Raw genomic sequence first — 21,346 nt, 5'->3', positions numbered from 1 at the left:
TGACCCCCACGGGCGGCCGCGGGGAGTCAGTCGCGCGGGAACGGCCAGGCGTTGGGCTTGCAGGTCGCGCCGTCCGTCGAGAGGTACTTCGTCTGCTGCATCATCACCGGCGCGAGCGCGCCGTCCTGCGAGCACCCCACGTGCCCGTTCCCGAGCCGGTGGCCGACCTCGTGGTTGATGAGCATCTGCCGGTACGCGTGGATGTCGTCGCCGTAGGTCTTCGAACCCTGCGCCCACCGGAAGGCGTTGATCATCACGCGCTCGGTGGCGGCGGAGTCGCAGGACACGTCCTCGTCGCTGGTGTCCAGGCCCGACTTGGCACACCACTCGTCCGTGGTCCCCGGGCTGGCCAGGGTGATGACGAACGCGGACTCCTCGCCGGGGCCCACGCGCTCGAAGGTGCGGTCGCCCCGGCCGCCCCAACTGCGCTCGTCGTTGAGCGTCTTGTGCACCGCGGACGCGAACAGCTCGCCGTCCAGCGGCAGTCCCGCCTCGACGTCCACGCGGTACGCGATGACCTCGCCCCGCCCGGGCGCCTTGTCGCCGCCGGGGACGGCGGTGAGCTTGCCGGAGCCGGTGAGGTCGCGGCTGAGAGGGTACGTGGTCGCCATCTTCTCGGTGTACGTGGCGGGGACGGCCCGCGCGTCCTCGTCGGCACCCGAGTCGCCCGAGCCGCCGGAGCCGGCCGGGTCGTCGCGGTCGCCGGAGCGGGAGGCGGAGTCGTCGGCACCGGCGCGCTGCTTGCGCTCGTCGGCGGCCGCGGCGTCGGCGCGCTTGGCGCGGCCGTCGGAGACCTGGCCGGCGATGGCGGCGGCGAGCGCGCACGTCACGACGGCGGCGGCGACGCCGGTGGCGACGCGGCCGCGGTTGGTCGTGCGCTGCCGGCGGCGGTGGCTGCCGCCGGTCGACTGCAGGGCGGCGGCGAAGTCGTCGGGCGGTCCGTCGCCGTCGTCGGGCGGCGGCCGGCCGTAGTCGTCGGGGGCGGGAGCCGGCTCCGGCACCTCGCCGGCGCGGCGCGGGGCGGGGGCGGCGGCGTGCCCGGGCCCGGGCCCGTCGAAGGCGTCGAGGTAGTCCTGCCGTACGGGCGTGGGCGTGGCGGCGACGGTGGCGGTGCCGAGCCCGCGGGCGGGCTGCTCGTACGGCGGCGAGCCCCAGCCGCCGCCGGGCTCCCGGTGCTCGGGGTGGCCGAGGGGGCGCTCGCCGGTGTCGTCCATGGGGGCCCTGCGGGGCGTGCGGGGCGGGCCGGGCATGCCGTGCGCGGGCGGCGGCCCGCCGGGGGCGGCGACGCGCCGCATCGACCCGGTGTCGGCGACCCGCGGGGTCGGCCCGGTGTCGGTGACCCGGGGAATCGGTCCGGTGCCGGAAACGCGGGGGATCGGCCCCGTCCCCGCGGCCCGCGGGATCGGGCCGGTGCCGGAGACCCGCGGCATGGGACCCGTACCGCCGACTCGAGGCACCGGCCCTGTGTCGGAGACGCGTGGGATCGGACCCGTACCGCCCACTCGCGGCACCGGACCCGTGTCGCGGAACCTCGGCATCTCGCCCGTACCGCTGACCGTCCGGGCTCCGCCCGGCACCCGCGGCACCGGGCCGGTGTCCGTCACCCGCGGGATCGGGCCCGTGTCGCTGATCCGCGGGATGGGCCCCGTGTCCCCCCGCCGCGGCAGCGGCGGACGCGGCCCGGCATCGGAGCCGGAGCCGGAACCTGAGCCGGACCGGCGACCGGCAGCGGAACCCGGGCCGGCGTCCGGCCCGGAACCGGACCCGGACCTCGCCCCGGTCCTGCCCCCGCCGTCCCGCGCCTTCTTCTTGCCCTTGCCGGCCGCGCTGTGCCTGCCCACCGTGTGTGTCAGCTCCCACCGGGGCTCGCATCCGCGACCCCTGTCTCGTACTCGTCCAACAGCTCGGTGAACGCCCTGGCCACCACTTCCGGGTACTCCATCATGGCCACGTGCCCCGCCGCCGGCAGGGCCAGCAGCCGCGAGTTGCGGAACGCGGTCTTCGCCCGCCGCGCCATCCTGAACGATACGAGTTGGTCGCGGCGGCCGTAGATGAGCAGCGTAGGGGCCAGCACCCGTTCTGCCAGCCGCCACAGCGAATGCTGCCCTCCCAGGGTGTACGCGCCGACGACCCCGCGGGCCGACCGCTCCATGGCGTCCCAGTGGTACGGCAGCCGCATGCGCCTGGCGTACTCGCGCGCGTGCTCGGCGAAGCCCTCCGGGCTGACCCGGCCCGGGTCGCCGTAGCAGAGGCCCAGCACGGCGCGGGTGCGCTGCTCCGCGGTCCAGTCCCGGGTCAGCCGCGCGAAGAGCGCGGTGACGCCGGGCACGGCGAGCAGCGCGGTGGGCACCGCGGTGCGCTGCGGGGGCAGCTCGGGCAGGGCCGGGGAGACAAGGGTGAGGGTGCGCACCAGGTCGGGGCGGAGCGCCGCGACGCGGGTGACGATGGTCCCGCCCAGCGAGTTGCCGAAGAGGTGTACGGGGCCGCGGTCGCCGGCGTCGAGGTAGCGGATGACGGCGCGGGCGTGGCCGGAGAGGGAGTAGTCGCCGTCGTCGGGGGGCGGGGAGTCGCCGAAGCCGGGGAGGTCGACGGCGTCGCCGTCGACGCGGCCGGCGAGCAGGGGGCCGAGGCCGGCCCAGTTCAGCGCGGAGCCGCCGAGCCCGTGCACGTACACCGCGGGCGGCAGTCCCGCGCGTGCCGCCGGGTGGCCGCGGACGGCGAGGGTGAGCCCGGGGAGCGTCACCTGCCGTCGCGTGACACCGCCCCGGCCTTCGGGGTGGGAGGGCGGCACGGTCCCGGGCGAGCCGCTCGCCGGGAATGCTTCGTCACCCGCCAGATAGGGCTCTGTCGACGGCATGGGGGCAATGTTACGAGACAGTCACGCAGTGGTTCATGTGTTCGCGCTCACAGGCCGCCTCGCGGCCGAAAGCACCCTCTCTTAGGCTCGTATGGAGGACATCAACCGAAACTGTGCCCGAAGTCAGGGTGACGGACGACGCGGAGAGGGAGACGACGCCATGGCGGTCGACCCGCAGGATTCGGACACCTTCGACGAGCCCGCCCGCCGTACGGGCCGGGCCCGGGCGGCGGACGCCCCCGGGGGACCGGACGACGAGACCCCGGAGGCCGACGCCGCGGAGCAGCGCGCCGAGGTGGGGCGGGGCGACGACGAGACCGGGCCCGCCGGGCGCGACGGCGCCGAGGCGGACCCGGCGGACGCCGCCGAGCAGGCCCGCGCCGTCGAACAGGATGAGGACGAATACCGGTGACGTGCACGGTATTGCCCCGGTTCGGCCAGGGCCGAGGGCGATGAAATTTCGCGCAGCGACGGAGCGCCGGACGATTACCCGCACGTACGATGGCACCTGCGGTCGGCCCGCCGGACAGGCCCGGCGTCCCGGGGGCGATCATCTCAGGAACCAGGAGGCGCAGTGACAGCCATGGAGCAGGCGGAGACGCGTCCACGCAGTACGAGGCTTCCCCGTCGCGCGCGCCGCAACCAGCTCCTCGGTGCGGCCCAGGAGGTTTTCGTCGCCCAGGGGTACCACTCCGCCGCCATGGACGACATCGCGGACCGCGCCGGGGTCAGCAAGCCCGTGCTCTACCAGCACTTCCCCGGCAAGTTGGAGCTGTACCTCGCGCTGCTCGACCAGCACTGCGACGCACTGCTGAAGGCGGTGCGCGCGGCGCTCGCGTCCACATCGGACAACAAGCAGCGCGTCGCCGCCACGATGGATGCGTACTACGCCTTCGTCGAGGACGAGGGCGGCGCCTTCCGGCTGGTCTTCGAGTCCGACCTGACCAACGAGCCCGCGGTCCGCGAGCGCGTCGACAGGGTCAGCCTGGACTGCGCGCAGGCGGTCAGCGAGGTCATCGCGGAGGACACCGACCTGCCGGTCGAGCAGGCGATGCTGCTCGCCGTGGGCCTGTGCGGCATGGCGCAGATCACCGCGCGGTACTGGCTGGGCTCCGGCCGGTCCATCCCGCGGGACGCCGCCGCGCGCCTCATCGCCTCGCTCTCCTGGCGCGGCATCGCCGGCTTCCCGCTGCACGGCGGCCCGGACCAGCCGTAGGCCCGGCCCCCGGGGCACGGCCCGCAGCGTGTTCGCTGCGGGCGTGCAGGCATCGGTCCCGCGGGGTGTGCACGCCGGGTTAGTGTGCACACGTACATCCAACTGACCGAAAGGGATCAGGCCGTGGAGGTCAAGATCGGCGTGCAGCACGCCCCCCGTGAGATCAGCCTGGAGAGCGGGCAGTCCGCCGAAGAGATCGAGAGCGCGGTGGCGGACGCGCTCGGCGGCAAGTCGGAGGTGCTGACCCTGGTCGACGACCGCGGCCGGAAGATCCTCGTGCCGTCGGGCCGCATCGCCTACGTGGAGATCGGCGCGCCGACGGCGCGCAAGGTGGGTTTCGGCGCCCTCTGAGGGCAGTTGTTCCCGCCTTCCCAGCTCGTCCGGCCCCCCGGTGTCCGACACCGGGGGGCCGTCGTTTGCCCGCGGATCCATGCGGGTAGATCCGGAGCGTCCGATTCGCCCCAGCAGTGGGGGCCCAACGAAGGGCGGGCGCGAGATGATCCTGACAGCCGTGTGTTCCGCAGTCATCGGCCTGGCGATTGCGCTGGCCGCACTCTCCCGCTATCCCGACCGGTTCCGGCACCGGAACCTCACGCTGGCCACAGGACCGGGGGCCGCCGTCCTCGGCGCGGCCCTGGCCCACACGGTGCTGGGCGCGGGGAACCTGCCGATCGTCCTGCCGGTGGCCGGGGCCTTCGCGGCGGCGATGCTGTCGCTGCTGGTCAAGAACCGGGAGCGGAGCCGCCCCGCGGCGGCGTACCTGGCGGGCCGCCCGGTGCGCTGAGCCGCCGGCGGACGTACCGAGGCCTTCGGCTCCGCTCCGGCCCACCCGGATCGGAGCGGAGCCGCTCAGGACCGCTCCGACGCACGGGAACATGCGCGCGCCCGGGCCCACCGCCCGGGCGCCGCGCTATGCGGAGAGCCCCAGCGCCGCCATCCGCTTGGTGTGCGCCTCGGTGATACGGGAGAACATCCGCCCCACCTCCGCCAGGTCGAACCCGTCGGCGACCCCGCCCACGAGCATCATCGACAGCGCGTCCCGCTCCGCCACCACCCGCTGCGCCTGGCTCAGCGCCTCGCCCATCAGCCGCCGGGCCCACAGCGCCAGCCGGCCGCCGACCCGTGGATCGGCCTCGATCGCGCTGCGGACCTTGCCCACGGCGAACGTCGCGTGCCCGGTGTCGTCCAGCACGCTCAGCACCAGACCGCGGGTGTCGGAGTCCAGCCGGACGGCGACCTCGCGGTAGAAGTCGCTGGCGATCGAGTCGCCGACGTACGCCTTGACCAGCCCCTCCAGCCAGTCGGAGGGCGCCGTCTGGCGGTGGAACTCGTTCAGCGCGGCGGCGAACGGCTCCATCGCGCGGGCCGGGTCCTCGTCGATCTCGGCCAGCCGGTCCCGCAGCCGCTCGAAGTGGTGGAACTCGGCGGCGGCCATCGCCGCCAGCTCCGCCTTGTCCTCCACGCCGGGCGCCAGCTTCGCGTCCTCCGCCAGCCGCTCGAAGGCGGCCAGCTCGCCGTAGGCGAGGGCGCCGAGCAGGTCCACGACCGCGGCCCGGTACTGCGGGTCGGCGGCGGCCTGCGCCCAGTCCTCGGCGGCTACGCCGGATGCGGCGGCGGTGTCTCCGGCGTCACCGGTCTCTCCGGTGTCCTGGGGTGCGGCTGCGTCGGCAGGGGGAGTGTCCATGGAGCGGAATATAGCGGCCCGTGGGGACCTGGGAAGAGCCTGGTCAGCCCGTGGACTATGAGACATCGCACAACACGGCTGCACGATTTTAGGTAGAGTGGTATAGCACTCGCCGGTCACGGCGGGTTCCCCATGCCGCGGGCGTGAGTCCGGAGGCGCGTGGGAAGCATGTACTGAAGGATGCCCGGTCGGTGGCCCGATCGGCTCCGACCCCGACCGCTCTCAGCGGAGACCGTGCGGCCTGTCCCGCCGTACGCACACCGCCGGAGGGAATTCTCGCGGCTGGAGCGCCCGAGAGACGGAAGAAGTGGTCCCGCGCCACCCGCGCGGTACGACCCCCGTCCCCCGCCGCTCGCCGCGACCGACAGAAGAGGCAAGCATCCTGTCCACGTTTCGAGACCTGGGGATCCTCCCCGAGACTGCTGAGGCCCTGGAGGCCGTGGGAATCACCACTCCTTTCCCCATTCAGGAGATGACCCTTCCCGTGGCCCTCGCCGGCACCGATGTGATCGGCCAGGCCAAGACCGGTACCGGCAAGACGCTCGGATTCGGCCTTCCCCTGCTGGAGAAGGTCGTCGTCCCCGCCGACGTCGAGTCCGGTCGCGCCGACACCGGCGCCCTGACGAACGCCCCGCAGGCGCTCGTCGTCGTCCCCACCCGCGAGCTGTGCGTGCAGGTCACCAACGACCTGCTGACCGCCGGCAAGGTCCGTAACGTCCGCGCGCTGTCGATCTACGGCGGCCGGGCGTACGAGCCCCAGCTGGAGGCGCTGAAGAAGGGCGTCGACGTCGTCGTCGGCACCCCCGGCCGCCTCCTCGACCTCGCCGGCCAGCGCAAGCTGGACCTGTCGAAGATCAAGGTGCTGGTGCTCGACGAGGCCGACGAGATGCTCGACCTCGGCTTCCTGCCGGACGTCGAGAAGATCATCCAGCAGCTGCCCGCCAAGCGGCAGACGATGCTGTTCTCGGCGACGATGCCGGGGCAGGTCATCGGCCTCGCCCGGCGCTACATGTCGCAGCCCACCCACATCCGCGCCACCGCGCCGGACGACGAGGGCGCGACCGTCGCCGCCGTCGAGCAGCACGCCTTCCGGGCCCACTCGATGGACAAGCCGGAGATGCTGGCGCGCATCCTGCAGGCCGACGGCCGCGGACTGACCATGATCTTCTGCCGTACGAAGCGCACCTGCGCGGACGTCGCCGAGCAGCTGACCCGGCGCGGGTTCGCCGCCGGCTCGGTCCACGGGGACCTGGGCCAGGGCGCGCGCGAGCAGGCGCTGCGGGCGTTCCGCAACGGCAAGGTCGACGTGCTGGTCTGCACGGACGTGGCGGCGCGCGGCATCGACGTCACCGGCATCACGCACGTGATCAACTACCAGACGCCGGAGGACGAGAAAACGTACCTGCACCGCATCGGCCGCACCGCCCGCGCGGGCGCGTCCGGCACGGCGGTCACCCTGGTCGACTGGGACGAGATCACGCGCTGGCACCTGATCAACAAGGCGCTGGAGCTCGACCTGGAGAACCCCGAGGAGACGTACTCCACCTCCCCGCACCTGTACGAGGCGCTGAACATCCCGGAGGGTACGAAGGGCGTGCTGCCGCGCGCCGAGCGGACCCGGGCCGGGCTCGGCGCCGAGGAGCTGGAGGACCTGGGCGAGACGGGCGGCGGACGCCGTGGCGCCGGCTCGCGCGGCTCTGGCTCGCGGGGAGCTGCGGCCGAGGAGCGTCCGAAGCGCAGCCGTACGCCGCGGCAGCGCCGCCGCACGCGCAGCGGACTCCCGGTGGCGGCGGAGGCCGCCGAGCAGCGGGAGACCGCACCGGAGCAGGCCGCGAGCGCGGGCGGGGACGCGGCGGACGCCGCGGCCCGCAAGCCGCGCCGCCGCCGTCGCCGCACCCGCAGCGGCAACGCGGGCGCGCCTGCGGCGGAGTAGCAGAGCCCTTCCGGGCCCGGGCCGTACGTCACGACGTACGACCCGGGCCCGAGGTGTGTCCGCGAACGGGGGCGGGGGGCGTCGTACGTGCACCGCGGACCGGAGGGTGAGCCGCACGAGCGGCCGGCGACCGGTATCCGTGCCGCGGGACGGTGTCGGGCGCCACGGCCTCCGGTGCCCCGCCATGGCGGCGCGGCGAAGGCGGCTGCCCGCCGGCCCGCGCGGCGTGCCGCGGCGGTCCGGCCCGGCGCCGGAGCCGGCGTCCCCCTCTTTCCGCTCCCTCACCCGCGGAGCGGGGTAGGTGGCAAGGGCGCGTACGGGCGGGGCTAGGGTCGGGGGATGAGCAAGCCGCCGTTCGTCGCGTTGCCGGCCGGGGCCGAGGCCCTGCGGGTCGAGACCCCGCGGGGTGCGTTCGCCGCGCTGCGGGCCGGGCGGCCCGTCCGCGGGACCGCGCTCCTGGTGCCCGGGTTCACGGGCAGCAAGGAGGACTTCATCGCCCTGCTCGAACCCCTCGCCGGCGCCGGCTACCGCGTGGTCGCCGTCGACGGCCGCGGGCAGTACGAGTCGGACGGCCCGAAGGACGAGGACGCGTACACGCAGGACGAACTCGCGCAGGACGTCCTCGCGCTGGGCGCCGCGCTCGGCGCGGCGGGCGATCCCCCGCCCCACCTCCTCGGGCACTCGCACGGCGGCCACGTCGCCCGCGCCGCCGTCCTCCGCGCCCCCGGCGCGTTCGCCTCGCTCACCCTCATGAGCAGCGGCCCCGGGATCGTCTGCGACGAGCAGCAGTCCCGCGCGAAGCTCCTCGCCGACGCCCTGACCACGTACGACATGGAGACCGTCTGGCAGGCCATGCGCGCCTTCGACCCGCCAGAGACCCCCGTGCTTCCCGCCGACGTGGCGGACTTCCTGCACCGCCGCTGGCTCGGCACCCGCCCAGCGCAGCTCGCCGCCACCGCCCGGCAGCTGTGCGAGGAGCCCGACAGGACCGCCGAGCTGGCCGGCGTGCCGCTGCCCGTCCACGTGCTCACCGGCGAGTCCGACTACGTCTGGCCCGTGGCGGAGATGGACGACATGGCGTGCCGGCTGCGGGCCCACCGCACGGTCGTCGGCGGCGCCGACCACTCCCCCAACGTCGACCGCCCCGCCGAGACCGCCGCCGCGCTCGCCGCGTTCTGGTCGGCCGACCTGGCCGCCGGCTGAACCGGACATCGTCCAACCTCAACCGCGGTTGAGGTCAAGTTACGCTGGCGGCATGACGCACCACCTGTCCCCGCGGGCCAAGGAAGCCACCATCGGCGAGCTGTCCGACCGCAGCGGAGTCCCGCAGTCGGCGCTGCGCTTCTACGAGCGCCAGGGTCTGATCAGCAGCCGCCGCACCTCCGGCAACCAGCGCCGCTTCTCCCGGGACACCCTGCGCCGGGTCGCGTTCATCCGCGCCTCGCAGCGCGTGGGGATCCCGCTGGCGGCGATCCGCGAGGCGCTCGCGGTGCTCCCGGAGGGCCGCACGCCGAACCGCGCCGACTGGGCGCAGCTGTCGGAGGGCTGGCGCAAGGACCTCAACACCCACATCCGCCGGCTGGAGCGGCTGCGCGACAACCTCACCGAGTGCATCGGCTGCGGCTGCCTGTCGCTCGACAAGTGCGCGCTGGCCAACACCGACGACCGGCTCGGCGAACGCGGCCCGGGCGCCCGCGGCCTCGGGGTGTGACGAGGCGGTACGCGTCTCACGCCTGCCGGATGAACTCCGTGACCCCGTTGGCGATCTGCTGCACCGCGATCGTCGCCAGCAGCATCCCGGCCAGCCGCGACACCAGGACGACGCCGCCCTCCTTGATGAGCCGGATGATCAGCAGCGAATAGCGCATCGTCACCCACAGCACGAGGTGGATGGCGACGATCGCCGCCCACACCGCCAGTTCCTCCTTCACCCCGTCCGCGTCCTGCACCGCCAGGATGACGGTCACGATCGCCCCGGGCCCGGCGAGCAGCGGCATCCCCAGCGGTACGAGGGCGGCGTTGACGTCCTTGGTCTGGGTGGGCTCCTCGGCCTTGCCGGTGAGCAGGTCGAGGGAGATCAGCAGGAGCAGCAGCCCGCCCGCGACCATCAGCGCCGGCACGGAGACGTGCAGGTAGTCGAGGATCTGCTGGCCGCCGACGGCGAACACCGCGATCACGCCGAACGCGACGGCCGCCGCCTGCATGGCCATCTTGCGCTGCACCTTCAGGGGGCGGCCCGAGGTGAGCGCGAGGAAGATCGGCGTGGTACCGGGTGGGTCCATGATCACGAACAGCGTGACGAAGACCGACCCGAAGAGGGCGAGATCGAACACGCGAGGAGCTTAAGGCGTCCCGCGCGGATCGAACCCCGGCGGGCGGCCGTGCGCCCCGGCCCCGGGGCGCGCCGGCCTGCCGGCCGTCCGGCTAGCGCTTGACGGGGGACGCGCCCGTGGCGCGGTCCACGATCTGCTCGTAGACCTCGGGGGCCGTCGTGAACTCGCCGAGGCGGCACGTCTTGCGGGCGCCGTGGTAGTCGCTGGAGCCCGTGGCCAGCAGACCCAGGTCGGCGGCCGTGCCGCGGAGCTTGGCGCGGGTCTCCTCGTCGTGGTCCATGTGGTCCACCTCGATGCCGTCGAGCCCGGCCGCGGCCAGCTCCGCGACCGCGCCCTCCGGCAGGCAGACGCCGCGCTTGACCGCCAGCGGGTGGGCGAAGACCGTGACGCCGCCGGCGCCCTTGATAAGGCGGATGGCGTCGAAGGGGTCGAGTTCGTGCTTCTCCACGTACGCCCGGCCGCCGGAGCCGATCCACTCGTCGGTGAAGGCGTCCTGCACCGAGGCGACGACGCCGGCCTCGACCATCGCGCTGGCCACGTGCGGCCGGGCGATGGCGCCCTCGCCGGCGATCTCCTGCACCCGCTGCCAGGTGATGGGCACGCCCAGCTCGATCAGCCGCTCCGTCATCAGCCGCGCCCGGCGCACCCGGTCGTTGCGCACGGCGTCGCGTTCGCGGGTCAGCTCCGGCTCCTCGGGGTCGAAGAGGTACGCCAGCATGTGCAGGCTGACGCCGTCGAGGTCGCAGGACAGCTCCATGCCGGGGACGAGGGTCAGCCCGTCGGGCAGGGCCTCGATCGCCTCGGCGTGGCCGCCGACGCCGTCGTGGTCGGTGAGCGCGACGACGTCCAGGCCCTCGGCCGCCGCTTTGCGCACCAGTTCGGCGGGGGTGTCCGTACCGTCCGAATCGGCGGAGTGGGTATGCAGGTCGATGCGCACGGACGGTACCTCGCACGGGCTCGGGGTCGCTGGGAAGCCCCCAGCTTACGGGCCGGGGCGGGTGTCCAACCGAGAAGGTGCGGCTTCCCCGGCACCCGTTGCGCGCCCCGTCACAGCAGCCGCGGCGACAGCGCCCCGCACGGCAGCAGCTCGATCTCCGCGCCGGCGTCGCGCAGATCGGTGAGCACCAGCTCGTCGTAGAGCAGCAGCCCGGACTGCTCCGGCCAGACCACAGCCCACAGCCACAACCCGCGCGCCTCGCCGGCGAAAACGGCCCGGTCCGCGGGCACGCCGCCGACGTGCCACAGCGGGGTGGGCCGGCCGGCCGCGATGACCTTGGCGTCCGGCGGCTTGTCGGTGCACATCCCGGGACCGGGGTCGGGCCCCTGGACGCCGGCGAAGCGCGCGCCGAGGCCGACGCCCAGCTCCTCGGCGACGAGGATCAGCTCGCCCGGCCCGCCCAGCGGACCGGGTCCCGAGCAGGCGACGGCGGTGGCACGGCCGCCGCTGCGGTCGTCGCCCGCGTTGGCGGCGCCGGTGAACAGCCAGCCCAGGGGCAGCGGCCACGGCATCCAGACCGGCACCTGCGCCCGGTGCACCACCACCCCCAGCGCCTCGACGCTGGGCGGTATGACGGGCTGCAGCGGCTGCACGGGTCCGTGCCGCTCACACTGCCACGAGTCGGTGAAGAGACCGGGCGCCCGGACCCGCCCGCCGCACTTCGGGCAACTGGGTTCGCCCCTCATAGGAACTTACGGTCCTCTCCGGCCGCCGCGTCGTCAAGGACGATCACCCGTCCGGGGCCGCCCGGCCGGGCGGCCGGCGCGCGGGAGGGAGACGCCGCCCGTCCCGTACGACGCACGCCCCCCGGCCGCGTACGACGGCCGCACCCTCCCCGTACGACGCGTGCGCCCCGGGCCCGTACGGCCTACGCCGCTACGCGCCCAGGTCGACCCCGCGGCGCAGCGGGTCCCGCAGGTCCGTGCCGGCCGCGAGCCAGCGCTCGCGCAGCGCCGCCGCGCCGTGCACCCGCTTCCACGCGGCCTCGTTCGGGGTCATCGGCAGCAGGGGCAGGAACCGCACCGGGTCCCGCGGCTCCGGCAGCAGCACGTCGTCGACGAGCCCGCCGGGTTCGGCGACGAGCACCGCGCGGAACGGCGCCCCCGGCCACAGCGGCCCGCCCACCTCCAGCGACGCCCCCGGCGCCACGACGACGCCCTCCACCTGGGGCGACGCGGCGAGGACGGCGAGCGGGCGGAGCACCTTGTCGGTGTCGGCGTGCCCGGCCCGCACGGTCAGCACCAGTTCGGCGCGGGGGCCGCGCAGCGGGTCGGCCAGCACCTGCGCGGGGTCGGCCATGGGCTGTCCGGACATGCCGACGGTGGCGTAGCGCAGCAGCGGCTCGCCCTCGGCGGTGGCCGACGTGAAACGCACCACCTCGATGCGGTCCGTGCCGATGAAGGTCACGGCGGCCCGCGCGCCGGGCTCGCCGAAAGCCGCTGTGAGCTGCTGCTCCACCTGCGCGAGCACGTCGTCGTACGCCATGCGGTCCAGCCTAGGGCGCCGGGGAGCCGTCAACGTGGGCCGGGCGGTTCACCCGCGGCTGGTAACCTTGCGTGTCGGTCTGATGCGCGTCCTACGTACGACGCGGGCATCGGCCCCGACACGCAAGGCACATGAGCAGCACGCGAACGGCTTCGACACATACGCCCTTCGACAGGGCCCGGCCGGAGGAGGTGGGGACTGCGGTGGATCCCAGCCGACCTTGCAGTACCGACAGCTCTCCCGCCCGGCCCGGCACTCGCTGACCTTCGCTGACCTCCCTCCGCAGAGTCGCGGGGATCTCCCGGTCGGCTCCCGGCCGCGCCGTTCGGCGTCCGGCGGCTGAGCACGCACTTTTCCGTCGTTGTCCACTGACGTGCCGTAGGCGCGCTCAGCGGTGCCCGCTTTGTGGGTGTACCTCTGCGTAGATCCCCATTCCCGGCAGCGTTGGCCCGCGCCCCGGCAGGAGCGTGAAGGAGTTCGCCCATGTCGATGATCCGTGACCTGCGGGCCGTCGTTCGTCCCGCCCGCAAGCGCCGGAGCCAGTCCCCGCACGGCTACGACCCCACCCGCGACCCGGCCACCGTCAGTGCCGTCGTCGACTGCGCGGTCTACCGGGGCGGCCGGCGGATCAGCGAGCGGCTCTCCCCCGCCCAGGCGATGCGCAAGGTGCGCGGCGGGGGCGGGTTCGCCTGGATCGGGCTGCACGAGCCGACGGAGCGCGAGTTCGCCGGCATCGCCCAGGAGTTCGGGCTGCACCCGCTGGCCGTGGAGGACGCGATCGACGCGCACCAGCGGCCGAAGCTGGAGCCGTACGAGGACTCGCTGTTCACCGTCTTCAAGACCCTCCACTACGTGGAGCACGCCGAACTCACCGCCACCAGCGAGGTGGTGGAGACCGGCGAGGTGATGTGCTTCACCGGCCAGGACTTCATCATCACCGTCCGGCACGGCGGCCAGGGCTCGCTGCGCGCGCTGCGCGCCCGGCTGGAGCAGGACCAGGAACTGCTGGCGACCGGCCCCTCCGCGGTGCTGCACGCCATCGCCGACCAGATCGTCGACAGTTACATCGTCGTCGCGGACGCCGTCCAGGAGGACATCGACGAGGTCGAGATCGACGTGTTCTCGCCGAGCGACGGCCGCAGCGGGCGGGGCAGCGACGCGGGGCGGGTGTACCAGCTCAAGCGCGAAGTGCTGGAGTTCAAGCGGGCCGTGGCGCCGCTGCTGCGGCCGATGCAGCTGCTGTCGGAGCGGCCGATGCGGTTCGTCGACCCGGAGATCCAGAAGTACTTCCGCGACGTCGCGGACCACGTGGCGCGCGTGCACGAGCAGGTGGCCAACTTCGACGAGCTGCTCAACTCCATCCTCCAGGCCAACCTGGCGCAGGCCACGGTGGCGCAGAACGAGGACATGCGGAAGATCACGTCGTGGGCGGCGATCTTCGCGGTGCCGACGATGATCGCCGGGGTCTACGGCATGAACTTCGACCACATGCCGGAGACCCAGTGGGAGTTCGGCTACCCCATGGTGCTCACCCTGATCCTCGGCATCTGCCTCGCCATGCACCGCGGCTTCCGCCGCAACGGCTGGCTTTAGGGCCTGTCGTTCGGATCTCCGCGGGGCTCGCGGCTGATCCGGCAAGACCCGAACGGCAGACCCTGGCGGTCGCCGGAGCGGTACTCCCCGCGGGCCCGGCCGCTACGCTCGCCCCATGGAGCCGATCGCCGCCGCCCTCGCAGAAGAAGCCGCCAGGAAGTCCGGGCTCGTGTGGATCGAGGGCCCCGACGGCACACAGCGCGCGCTGTGGCACGTCTGGCTCGACGGCGCCGTCGTGATCGTCGGCGACGGGCCGGCCGAGCAGCCGCTCGACGGGCTCGGGCTGACCGACGGGGCGGTGGTGACCGTGCACGCGCGCAGCAAGGACAAGGGCGGGCGGCTGGTCGCGTGGCCGGCCCGGGTGGCCGAGGAGGCGCCGGAGAGCGAGAGGTGGCGGGCGGCGGTGGAGGAGCTGAAGGGCAAGCGGCTCAACGCCGTGGACGCCGACCACGTCACCGAGCGCTGGGCGCGGGAGAGCCGGGTGGTGCGGCTGACGCGGGACGGCGCGGCGGTCGCGGGGGACGCGCTGCCGTCCGGTTCGCTGGCAGCCCCGCCGCCGGCGACCCCGGCGACGACCCGGCAGCCTGCGCCGGCGGCGCTGCCGCGGCTGCTGTTCAGGCGGCGACGCGGCTGACAGGGCTGCGGCGCGTACGGTACGAAGCTGCCGTACGGCAGTAGTTACTGGGGCACGGTTCGTACGGAACGTGCGCAACGAGCGGTTGTCAGGCGGCGGGACCCGTACGGCGGCCTCGAGCCGCGTGCGAGCGGGGCCGGTTCAGCTCGCCGAGATCTGCTTCCCGTAGTCCACGACCTCTTCCTTGCGGGGGGCGTTGACCTCGAACTCCTCGTCCCAGTCCACGAGCCGCAGCTCGCCCGCGTCCCCCGCGCGCTCCAGCAGCAGCGGGTACGGCCGCCCCTCCAGGGCCACCTCCAGCGCCCCGCCCGCGCCGTCGTCGGCAGTGACGCGGATCGTGGGGACTCCGTCGACCTCGCCGTTGTCCTCCACGGCCAGCTCGCCGTCGAGCTTCAGCAGCCCGTCGAGCAGCAGCTTCATCTCGGTGAAGCCGCTGAGCTGCTTGTACGCGGTGTCCTCCGGCGGCACCTTCACGTACTTGCCGTCGAGCTTCTGCGCCGCGGCCATGTCGGACTCCGACGGCTTGCCGTCGCCGTCCTTGCCCTCGTCCTGGTGCAGCCAGAACTCGTCGCCGGCCTTCAGGAAGAGGTCCTCGTCGTCGCGCAGCAGCGAGAACGTCGTGCCGCCGGTGGACACTTCGCCGACCCCGCCGGCGGACGACAGCCTCATGTCGAGCTTGACCGGCTGGCCGTTGCTCACCAGCGTGCCCGCCAGCCGCACCGAGCCCGCGCCCGCCGCGGCCTTCTCCGCCTTGGACCTGATGCTCTCGGGAGAGAGCTTTCCGACGCCGTTCTCGCCCGCCTGGGGACCGTCCTCGCCGCAGCCCGCGAGAACGGTGGCGGAGACAGCGAACAGCACCATCCGGAAGGCCGATCTCCTCATCACGTGCGGCAGCGTACCCGGCGGCCGGGCACCTGGCTTTCCCCGCCCGTGGCACTCGGCCGTACGCTGGTGCCATGGCTGTCACAGAAGAGGCGGTGCGCGCCGCGCTCGCGACGGTGAACGACCCGGAGATTCACCGGCCGATCACCGATCTCGGCATGGTCAAGTCGGTCGAGATCGGGACAGACGGCTCGGTTGCCGTCGGGGTCTTCCTGACCATCGCCGGCTGTCCGATGCGGGACACGATCACCTCACGGGTCACCGAAGCGGTCGAGAACGTCGCGGGTGTGACGTCCGTCACCGTCGAGTTGGACGTGATGAGCGACGAGCAGCGCAAGGCGCTCGCCGCGTCCCTGCGCGACGGCAAGGCGGAGCGCGAGATCCCCTTCGCCCAGCCCGGCTCGCTGACCCGGGTGTACGCGGTGGCGTCCGGCAAGGGCGGCGTCGGCAAGTCGTCCGTGACGGTCAACCTCGCGGCGGCGATGGCGGCGGACGGGCTCAAGGTCGGGGTCGTCGACGCCGACATCTACGGCCACTCCGTGCCCCGCATGCTCGGCACCGACGACGTGCCCACGCAGGTCGAGGACATGATCATGCCCCCGACGGCGCACGACGTGAAGGTCATCTCCATCGGGATGTTCACCCCGGGCAACGCGCCGGTCGTCTGGCGCGGCCCGATGCTGCACCGCGCGCTCCAGCAGTTCCTCGCGGACGTCTTCTGGGGCGACCTCGACGTGCTGCTCCTCGACCTGCCCCCGGGCACCGGCGACATCGCGATCTCCGTCGCGCAGCTGATGCCGAACGCCGAGATCCTCGTCGTCACCACGCCGCAGCAGGCCGCGGCGGAGGTCGCCGAGCGGGCCGGGGCGATCGCCGTGCAGACGCACCAGAAGATCGTCGGCGTGGTGGAGAACATGTCGGGCCTGCCGTGCCCGCACTGCGGTGAGATGGTCGACGTCTTCGGCACCGGCGGCGGCAAGCAGGTCGCCGAAGGGCTGACGCGTACGACCGGCGCGGAGGTGCCGGTGCTCGGCGCGATCCCGATCGACGTGACGCTGCGGTCCGGCGGCGACGAGGGCAAGCCGGTCGTCCTCACCGACCCGGACTCCCCGGCGGGATCGGCGCTGCGCGACATCGCGGCGCGGCTCGGCGGGCGGCCGCGGGGCCTCGCGGGGATGTCGCTGGGCGTCACGCCGCGCAACAAGTTCTGAGCGCTACGCCCCGGGCCGTACGGCGCGGGGCGCAGCGGCACCCGCAGGGCAGGGGCGCACGCCCCCGGCGCTGCGGAGCAGGGGGCGCGGAGCGTACGCGATCCGCGCCCCGGACCGCCGCGAGACGCTACGCGCGGCGGTCTTCGTACGTCGTGATGTCCTTGATCACCGAGAACGCGAGCCCGTACGCGCTCATGCCGCGGCCGTACGCGCCCAGGTGCACCTGGTTCTGCGTCGTCCCCGCCAGCACCCAGCCGAACTCCGACTCGCGGTAGTGGAACTGCGTCGCCTCGCCGTCCACCGGCAGCGACAGCGCCGACCAGCCGGACCCCTCCAGGTCGTCGGCCAGCTCCCAGGCCACCGACGTCTGCTGGTCCAGCCACTCCTCGCGCATCTGGCGCTCCATCTGCGTCGGCCAGGTGCACGACAGCAGCCCGGAGCCCGCCAGCCAGGCCGCGGACGACACGGACGTCGCCTCCAGCACCCCGGTGCCGTCCGCGCTGCGCCGCACCGGGCGGCTCGCGACGGTCACGACCACCGCGAAGCGGTGCTCGCGCATGCCGGCCTCGGCGAGGTACGAGGGTACGTCCCCGTGGCCCACCGTGCCGTGCTCCACCCCGCCGTCGCCGCCGCCGGTCGTCTGCAGCCAGCGCGGGCCGTCGAACGCGCCGTCCAGCCCGTACCAGGGGAAGGACGCCCGCAGAAAGCTGTCCACCAGGCGTGGCTCGGACTCCTGAACCGTCCCCCCGGGCTCCGCCTCGCTCGTCATCTCCATCAGCGTGGTGCCTCCTCGTGGCCTGGACCTGTCAGTCGGCGGTCGCCCCCCGCCGGGGCGCACGCCCCGCCTGGCACACCGCATGCCGGGCGCTCACCCAGACACACGGGAGGATATCCACCTGCATACGCTAGGACAGGCAGGTGGTCTGATATGTGAGCCGATCAGGTGGCGTCCGAGTCGTACGGCGGGCGCTCGGCCGTGGCCGTGCTCTTGGCCTCACCTGCGGCGTCGCTCTTGCCGCCGGTGCCGCTGCCGCCGTCCTTCGTCAGGCTCAGCGGCTTGCCGCCGCCCGCGCCGTCGTCCTCGATGTCCCCCACGGCGCGCGCCGCCTCGCCGACCTCGGCGACCTCCTTCTTGAGGTCGAAGCCGTTACGGATCTCCTTCAGACCCAGGTCGTCGTTGTCGAGGAGGTGCTTCTTGGCGAAGTTCTTGGGGTTCAGGTCCTCGAACTCGAAGTCCTTGAACTCCGGGCCCAGCTCCTTGCGGATGTCCTCCTTGGCCGTGTCGGAGAACTCCCGGACCTTGCGGACGAACCGCATGGTGTCCTGGATGACCTTGGGCAGTTTGTCGGGGCCGAAGACGATCGTGGCCAGGATGATGAGAGCGATCAGCTCGAGGGGTCCTATGTCGAAGAACACCTGGCACTCCTTGCTGTCCTGTCCGTCGGCCCGCTGCCGGCAGGTCCGGGCGACTCTCACGGTACCTGGCGACCCCGCCCCACCGGGAGTACCGCATCGGCCGCGGTGGACTGCTCCACCGCGGCCCTTGCGGGGTTTTAGCGGTTTTTGACGGGGTCAGCCGGAGGACTCGCCCTCGCCGAGGGTGAGGTCGACGGTCAGCTCCTCGCCGTCCCGCTCCACCGTCAGGCTCAGCTTGTCGCCGGGGCTGCGGCTGCGGATCTTGACGATCAACTCCTCGCCGTTGTGCACGGCTTGGCCGTCGACGCCGGTGATGACGTCCCCCGGCTGGATGCCCGCGGTGTCGGCGGGGCCGCCCGGGGTGACGGGCTCGGTGCCGCCCTCCTCCGCGGAGGAGCCGACCTGGGCGCCGTCACCGGTGTACTGCATGTTGAGCGTGACGCCGATGACGGGGTGCGTCGCCTTGCCGGTGTTGATCAGTTCCTCGGCGACCTCCGCGCCCTTGTTGACCGGTATGGCGAAGCCGAGGCCGATGCTGCCGCCCTGGTCGGTCTGCGGCTCGCCGCCGCCGTTGTCGGCGGCGCGGATGGCGCTGTTGATCCCGATCACGCGGCCCTCGGAGTCGAGGAGCGGGCCGCCGGAGTTGCCGGGGTTGATGGGGGCGTCGGTCTGCAGGGCGTTGACGTACGAGATGTCGCTGCCGTCGCCCTGCTCGCCGCCCGCGGTGATGGGGCGCTCCTTGGCGCTGATGATCCCGGAGGTGACGGTGTTGGGCAGGTCGTACGGTGCGCCGATGGCGACGACGGGGTCGCCGACGGCGACGGAGCGCGAGTTGCCCAGCCGTAGCGGCTTCAGCCCGGAGACGCCCTTGACGCGGACGACGGCGAGGTCGTACCCGGCGTCGCCGCCGACGACCTCTGCGGACTTGGACTCGCCGCCGCTGAACGTCACCGTTATGTCGCCGCCCTCCTCGGCGGGCTGCACGACGTGGTTGTTGGTCAGGATGTGCCCGCGCTTGTCGAGGACGAAGCCGGTGCCGGTGCTCTGCTCGGCGACGCCGCTGACGCGCAGCGTCACGACCCCGGGCAGCGCGGACCGGGCGATCCCGGCGACGCTGCCGGGCGGGCGCTTGCCGCCGTCATCGGCGGCGGAGGACTGGTCCAGCTCCACCTGGCCGGCGGTGCCGTTGCGCTCGATGTAGCTGCCGATGCCGCCGCCGATGCCGCCGGCGACGAGGGCGATGACGAGGGCCCCGACGAGGGTGCCCAGGCGCCCTCTGCGCCGCTCCGGCGGGTGCGCCGCGTGTGCGGGCGCCCAGGGGTCGTAGCGCTGCCACTGGCCGCTCTGGCCGGGGCCCTGCGGAGGCGTGCCGTACGGCGCGGTCGCACCGGGCCCGCCGGGGCCGCCGGGGCCGCCCGCGTGCCGTCCGGGGCCGTCGTACGCGGCGGGGCCGGGGCCGGCGCCGGGCATGCCGTGCGCCGTGGGCGGCTGCGCGCCGGAGGGCCGCCCGGAACCGTGGGGGCCGTACCCACCGGGCGCGGGCCCGCCGCCGGGCGGTGGCGCGCCGTGCACGGGGGTCTGGGCGCCCGGCCCGTACGGCGCGCGGGCCCCGCCCTGCGGGGCGGCGCCGCGGGGCGCGCCGGGGTGGCCGGGCTGCGGAGCGGGGTGGCGGGAGTCGGCGGGCGGGGGCCTGCGCGGTACGCCGTCGCCGGCTCCCCCGGCCGCCGCGGCGGGCGCCGCGGGCGCGTCGGCCGCCGGCCGCCGCTGTCCCGGGAGGTCCTCGGCGGCGGACCGGGCGCCGGGGGGCGGGGCGTCGGAGTCGGAGATGACGGCGAGCTGCGTGGTGTCGTCGTCCTCCACCGCAGGCCCACCCCGCGGGTCCCCGGTGCGGTCGCGGTCGGCGTCGCCGGAGCGCTCGCCCGGCTGCGGAGCGCCGTGACCGCCCGCGGCGCCGGGCCGCCCGGCATCGGCGGCCTGCCGGCCGGCCGCGTCGTCCGCCGGCGCCTGTGCGTCGTTCACGGCTGTACGGGCCCCGCCCGCGGCATCGCGCGTCCGCGCGGGCTCCGCGGCGTCCTGCGGGCCGTCCGCGGGCTCCGCCCGGGTCCCCTGAGCGTCCCCGTCGCCGTGCCGCGGCAGGGCGGCACGGCCGGCCCTGGCGCCCGCTACGGCGGACACCGCGGCGGGTATGCCCCTGCCGCCCGACGTGCCCTCGGCCCCGGCGTCCGCGGCACCCGGATACGGCCGTACGCCGACCTCCCAGGGCCGTTCCGCCGAGTCCTCGGCGCCCGCGCCGCGACCCGTGTCCGCCGCGGCGGCGTCCTCCTCCTGCCCCGTGGCGGAGGAAGGGGCCGTGGGGGGCCGCGCCGACGGCATATCCGCCGCCGGGCCGGCCGCACCGGTCCCGGGCCGGGCCGGGAGGGCACCGGGCTCCGTGCTCTGCCCGTCGGTCTTCGGGGCCCGGTCCGCCGCTGCCGCCGGGCCGGGGGCGTCCGCCCCGCGGGGGCGCGTCGGGAGCATGCCCGCGTCCGCCTCCGTGGCCGGCGCGCCGGTCTCCGCGGCCCGCGCGACGGGAAGGTCCGCGGCCGGGTCCGCGGCTGCGGCACCGTCCGGTGCGGAACCGGGCGCGTCGGCGCCCTCTACCCGATCCGTCACGGACGCGGTGTCCGATCCCGGCTCCGGGATGCCGCTCCCCGGGGCCGGCGCAGCCGGCTGCGCGCCCGTCGCAGGGGCTGCCGCGTCATCGGCCGCAGCCGTCTCCGTACCCGCCGCGGGGGTCGTCGGGGTGTCCGCCACGGCCCTCTCGGGAGCCGGGGGAGCCCCGGGAGCAGCCTGCTCGGGGGAGGCCGCACTCCGACTGCGGTCCCTGTGGTACTCGTCCTCCCCGTCGCGCCACTCCCGCAGCGCCTCCCGCACCCGGCGCAACTGGTCCACCTCCGGGTCGTATCCCGGTGGTGGGCCCGCGTCCTCCGGCGGGGCCGCCGGTGGCGCGGAGGCGTCGGAGTCGGTGGGCGGTCCGGCGGTGTCCGACTCGGCCTCGCGCGGAGGCTCGCCGGGCTCCTGCCTCCACCAACTCGGCTTCCCCTGGTCCATGTTCTCCCCACACGT

At 74.4% G+C, this 21,346-nt stretch carries 21 protein-coding genes; 10 read left to right on the top strand and 11 right to left on the bottom strand.

Annotated features, from left to right (window positions below; all coding sequences use genetic code 11):
* Positions 1 to 26: 26 nt before the first annotated feature.
* Positions 27 to 1,430, bottom strand: a complete 1,404-nt coding sequence (locus LG396_RS13610) for a DUF3152 domain-containing protein (RefSeq protein ID WP_372483497.1) — start codon at positions 1,428 to 1,430, stop codon at positions 27 to 29.
* Positions 1,431 to 1,849: 419 nt separating this feature from the next.
* Positions 1,850 to 2,857: an alpha/beta fold hydrolase gene (locus LG396_RS13605; protein WP_225794962.1), complete on the bottom strand. Its 1,008-nt coding sequence runs from the start codon at positions 2,855 to 2,857 to the stop codon at positions 1,850 to 1,852.
* 160 nt (positions 2,858 to 3,017) lie between these two features.
* On the opposite strand from LG396_RS13605, the gene LG396_RS13600 reads away from it, so the two are divergent.
* The 4 genes from LG396_RS13600 (at position 3,018) to LG396_RS13585 (ending at position 4,857) form a co-directional block, all read left to right on the top strand.
* A complete protein-coding gene (locus LG396_RS13600) occupies positions 3,018 to 3,269 on the top strand; it encodes an Rv3202a family protein (protein WP_225794961.1) in 252 nt (83 codons plus the stop codon).
* A gap of 162 nt (positions 3,270 to 3,431) precedes the next feature.
* The gene (locus LG396_RS13595) at positions 3,432 to 4,073 is read left to right on the top strand and encodes a TetR/AcrR family transcriptional regulator (RefSeq protein WP_026276101.1); all 642 of its coding nucleotides are present in this window, start codon (positions 3,432 to 3,434) and stop codon (positions 4,071 to 4,073) included.
* 123 nt (positions 4,074 to 4,196) lie between these two features.
* Positions 4,197 to 4,424 (top strand): DUF3107 domain-containing protein, encoded by a 228-nt coding sequence (locus LG396_RS13590; RefSeq protein WP_018834999.1) that lies wholly within the window; start codon positions 4,197 to 4,199, stop codon positions 4,422 to 4,424.
* A 160-nt stretch (positions 4,425 to 4,584) separates the two neighbouring features.
* A complete protein-coding gene (locus LG396_RS13585) occupies positions 4,585 to 4,857 on the top strand; it encodes a hypothetical protein (RefSeq protein WP_372483496.1) in 273 nt (90 codons plus the stop codon).
* 126 nt (positions 4,858 to 4,983) lie between these two features.
* Here LG396_RS13585 and LG396_RS13580 read toward each other — a convergent pair whose 3' ends face one another.
* On the bottom strand, positions 4,984 to 5,757 hold the full coding sequence (locus LG396_RS13580; protein WP_037740857.1) for a ferritin-like fold-containing protein: 774 nt from the start codon (positions 5,755 to 5,757) through the stop codon (positions 4,984 to 4,986).
* A 472-nt stretch (positions 5,758 to 6,229) separates the two neighbouring features.
* Between LG396_RS13580 and LG396_RS13575 the strand changes: the two genes are divergently transcribed.
* From LG396_RS13575 to soxR, 3 genes are all read left to right on the top strand, one after another.
* Positions 6,230 to 7,690, top strand: coding sequence for a DEAD/DEAH box helicase (locus LG396_RS13575; RefSeq protein WP_372483495.1), 1,461 nt, complete (start codon positions 6,230 to 6,232; stop codon positions 7,688 to 7,690).
* A gap of 339 nt (positions 7,691 to 8,029) precedes the next feature.
* On the top strand, positions 8,030 to 8,893 hold the full coding sequence (locus LG396_RS13570) for an alpha/beta fold hydrolase (protein WP_225794960.1): 864 nt from the start codon (positions 8,030 to 8,032) through the stop codon (positions 8,891 to 8,893).
* Positions 8,894 to 8,945: 52 nt separating this feature from the next.
* Positions 8,946 to 9,401 (top strand): redox-sensitive transcriptional activator SoxR, encoded by a 456-nt coding sequence (gene soxR, locus LG396_RS13565; protein ID WP_018834994.1) that lies wholly within the window; start codon positions 8,946 to 8,948, stop codon positions 9,399 to 9,401.
* A 16-nt stretch (positions 9,402 to 9,417) separates the two neighbouring features.
* Here soxR and LG396_RS13560 read toward each other — a convergent pair whose 3' ends face one another.
* The 4 genes from LG396_RS13560 to LG396_RS13545 all read right to left on the bottom strand — a co-directional run bounded on the left by LG396_RS13560 (position 9,418) and on the right by LG396_RS13545 (position 12,505).
* Complete coding sequence (locus LG396_RS13560; RefSeq protein WP_018842390.1) at positions 9,418 to 10,023, bottom strand: MarC family protein; 606 nt, start codon at positions 10,021 to 10,023, stop codon at positions 9,418 to 9,420.
* Positions 10,024 to 10,114: 91 nt separating this feature from the next.
* Positions 10,115 to 10,960: a PHP domain-containing protein gene (locus LG396_RS13555; protein WP_225794959.1), complete on the bottom strand. Its 846-nt coding sequence runs from the start codon at positions 10,958 to 10,960 to the stop codon at positions 10,115 to 10,117.
* A 110-nt stretch (positions 10,961 to 11,070) separates the two neighbouring features.
* Positions 11,071 to 11,706, bottom strand: coding sequence for a DUF6758 family protein (locus LG396_RS13550; RefSeq protein WP_063610476.1), 636 nt, complete (start codon positions 11,704 to 11,706; stop codon positions 11,071 to 11,073).
* Between the two features lie 190 nt (positions 11,707 to 11,896).
* Positions 11,897 to 12,505, bottom strand: coding sequence for a suppressor of fused domain protein (locus LG396_RS13545; protein ID WP_225794958.1), 609 nt, complete (start codon positions 12,503 to 12,505; stop codon positions 11,897 to 11,899).
* A gap of 483 nt (positions 12,506 to 12,988) precedes the next feature.
* Here LG396_RS13545 and LG396_RS13540 point away from each other — a divergent pair, with 483 nt between their 5' ends.
* Positions 12,989 to 14,098 carry a magnesium and cobalt transport protein CorA gene (locus LG396_RS13540; protein WP_027744300.1) on the top strand — a complete coding sequence of 370 codons (1,110 nt, stop codon included), beginning with the start codon at positions 12,989 to 12,991 and terminating at the stop codon, positions 14,096 to 14,098.
* Between the two features lie 115 nt (positions 14,099 to 14,213).
* Positions 14,214 to 14,732, top strand: a complete 519-nt coding sequence (locus LG396_RS13535) for a hypothetical protein (RefSeq protein ID WP_225794957.1) — start codon at positions 14,214 to 14,216, stop codon at positions 14,730 to 14,732.
* Positions 14,733 to 14,873: 141 nt separating this feature from the next.
* Here LG396_RS13535 and LG396_RS13530 read toward each other — a convergent pair whose 3' ends face one another.
* The gene (locus tag LG396_RS13530; protein ID WP_100298991.1) at positions 14,874 to 15,593 is read right to left on the bottom strand and encodes a hypothetical protein; all 720 of its coding nucleotides are present in this window, start codon (positions 15,591 to 15,593) and stop codon (positions 14,874 to 14,876) included.
* A 95-nt stretch (positions 15,594 to 15,688) separates the two neighbouring features.
* Between LG396_RS13530 and LG396_RS13525 the strand changes: the two genes are divergently transcribed.
* Entirely contained in the window at positions 15,689 to 16,825 is a 1,137-nt protein-coding gene (locus LG396_RS13525; RefSeq protein WP_078523852.1) for an Mrp/NBP35 family ATP-binding protein, read from the top strand.
* 127 nt (positions 16,826 to 16,952) lie between these two features.
* On the opposite strand, the gene LG396_RS13520 is transcribed toward LG396_RS13525, so the two are convergent.
* The 3 genes from LG396_RS13520 to LG396_RS13510 form a co-directional block, all read right to left on the bottom strand.
* Entirely contained in the window at positions 16,953 to 17,600 is a 648-nt protein-coding gene (locus LG396_RS13520; protein ID WP_018834985.1) for a hypothetical protein, read from the bottom strand.
* A 164-nt stretch (positions 17,601 to 17,764) separates the two neighbouring features.
* On the bottom strand, positions 17,765 to 18,241 hold the full coding sequence (locus tag LG396_RS13515; RefSeq protein ID WP_037740845.1) for a sec-independent translocase: 477 nt from the start codon (positions 18,239 to 18,241) through the stop codon (positions 17,765 to 17,767).
* 156 nt (positions 18,242 to 18,397) lie between these two features.
* Positions 18,398 to 21,331, bottom strand: coding sequence for a trypsin-like peptidase domain-containing protein (locus LG396_RS13510; protein WP_308190102.1), 2,934 nt, complete (start codon positions 21,329 to 21,331; stop codon positions 18,398 to 18,400).
* Positions 21,332 to 21,346: the final 15 nt, after the last annotated feature.

The organism is Streptomyces aculeolatus, from assembly GCF_020400605.1.
Classification (GTDB): Bacteria; Actinomycetota; Actinomycetes; order Streptomycetales; family Streptomycetaceae; genus Streptomyces; species Streptomyces aculeolatus.
The sequence above is the reverse complement of the archived record's forward strand: the minus strand, read 5'-3'. Positions and strand labels throughout refer to the sequence as shown.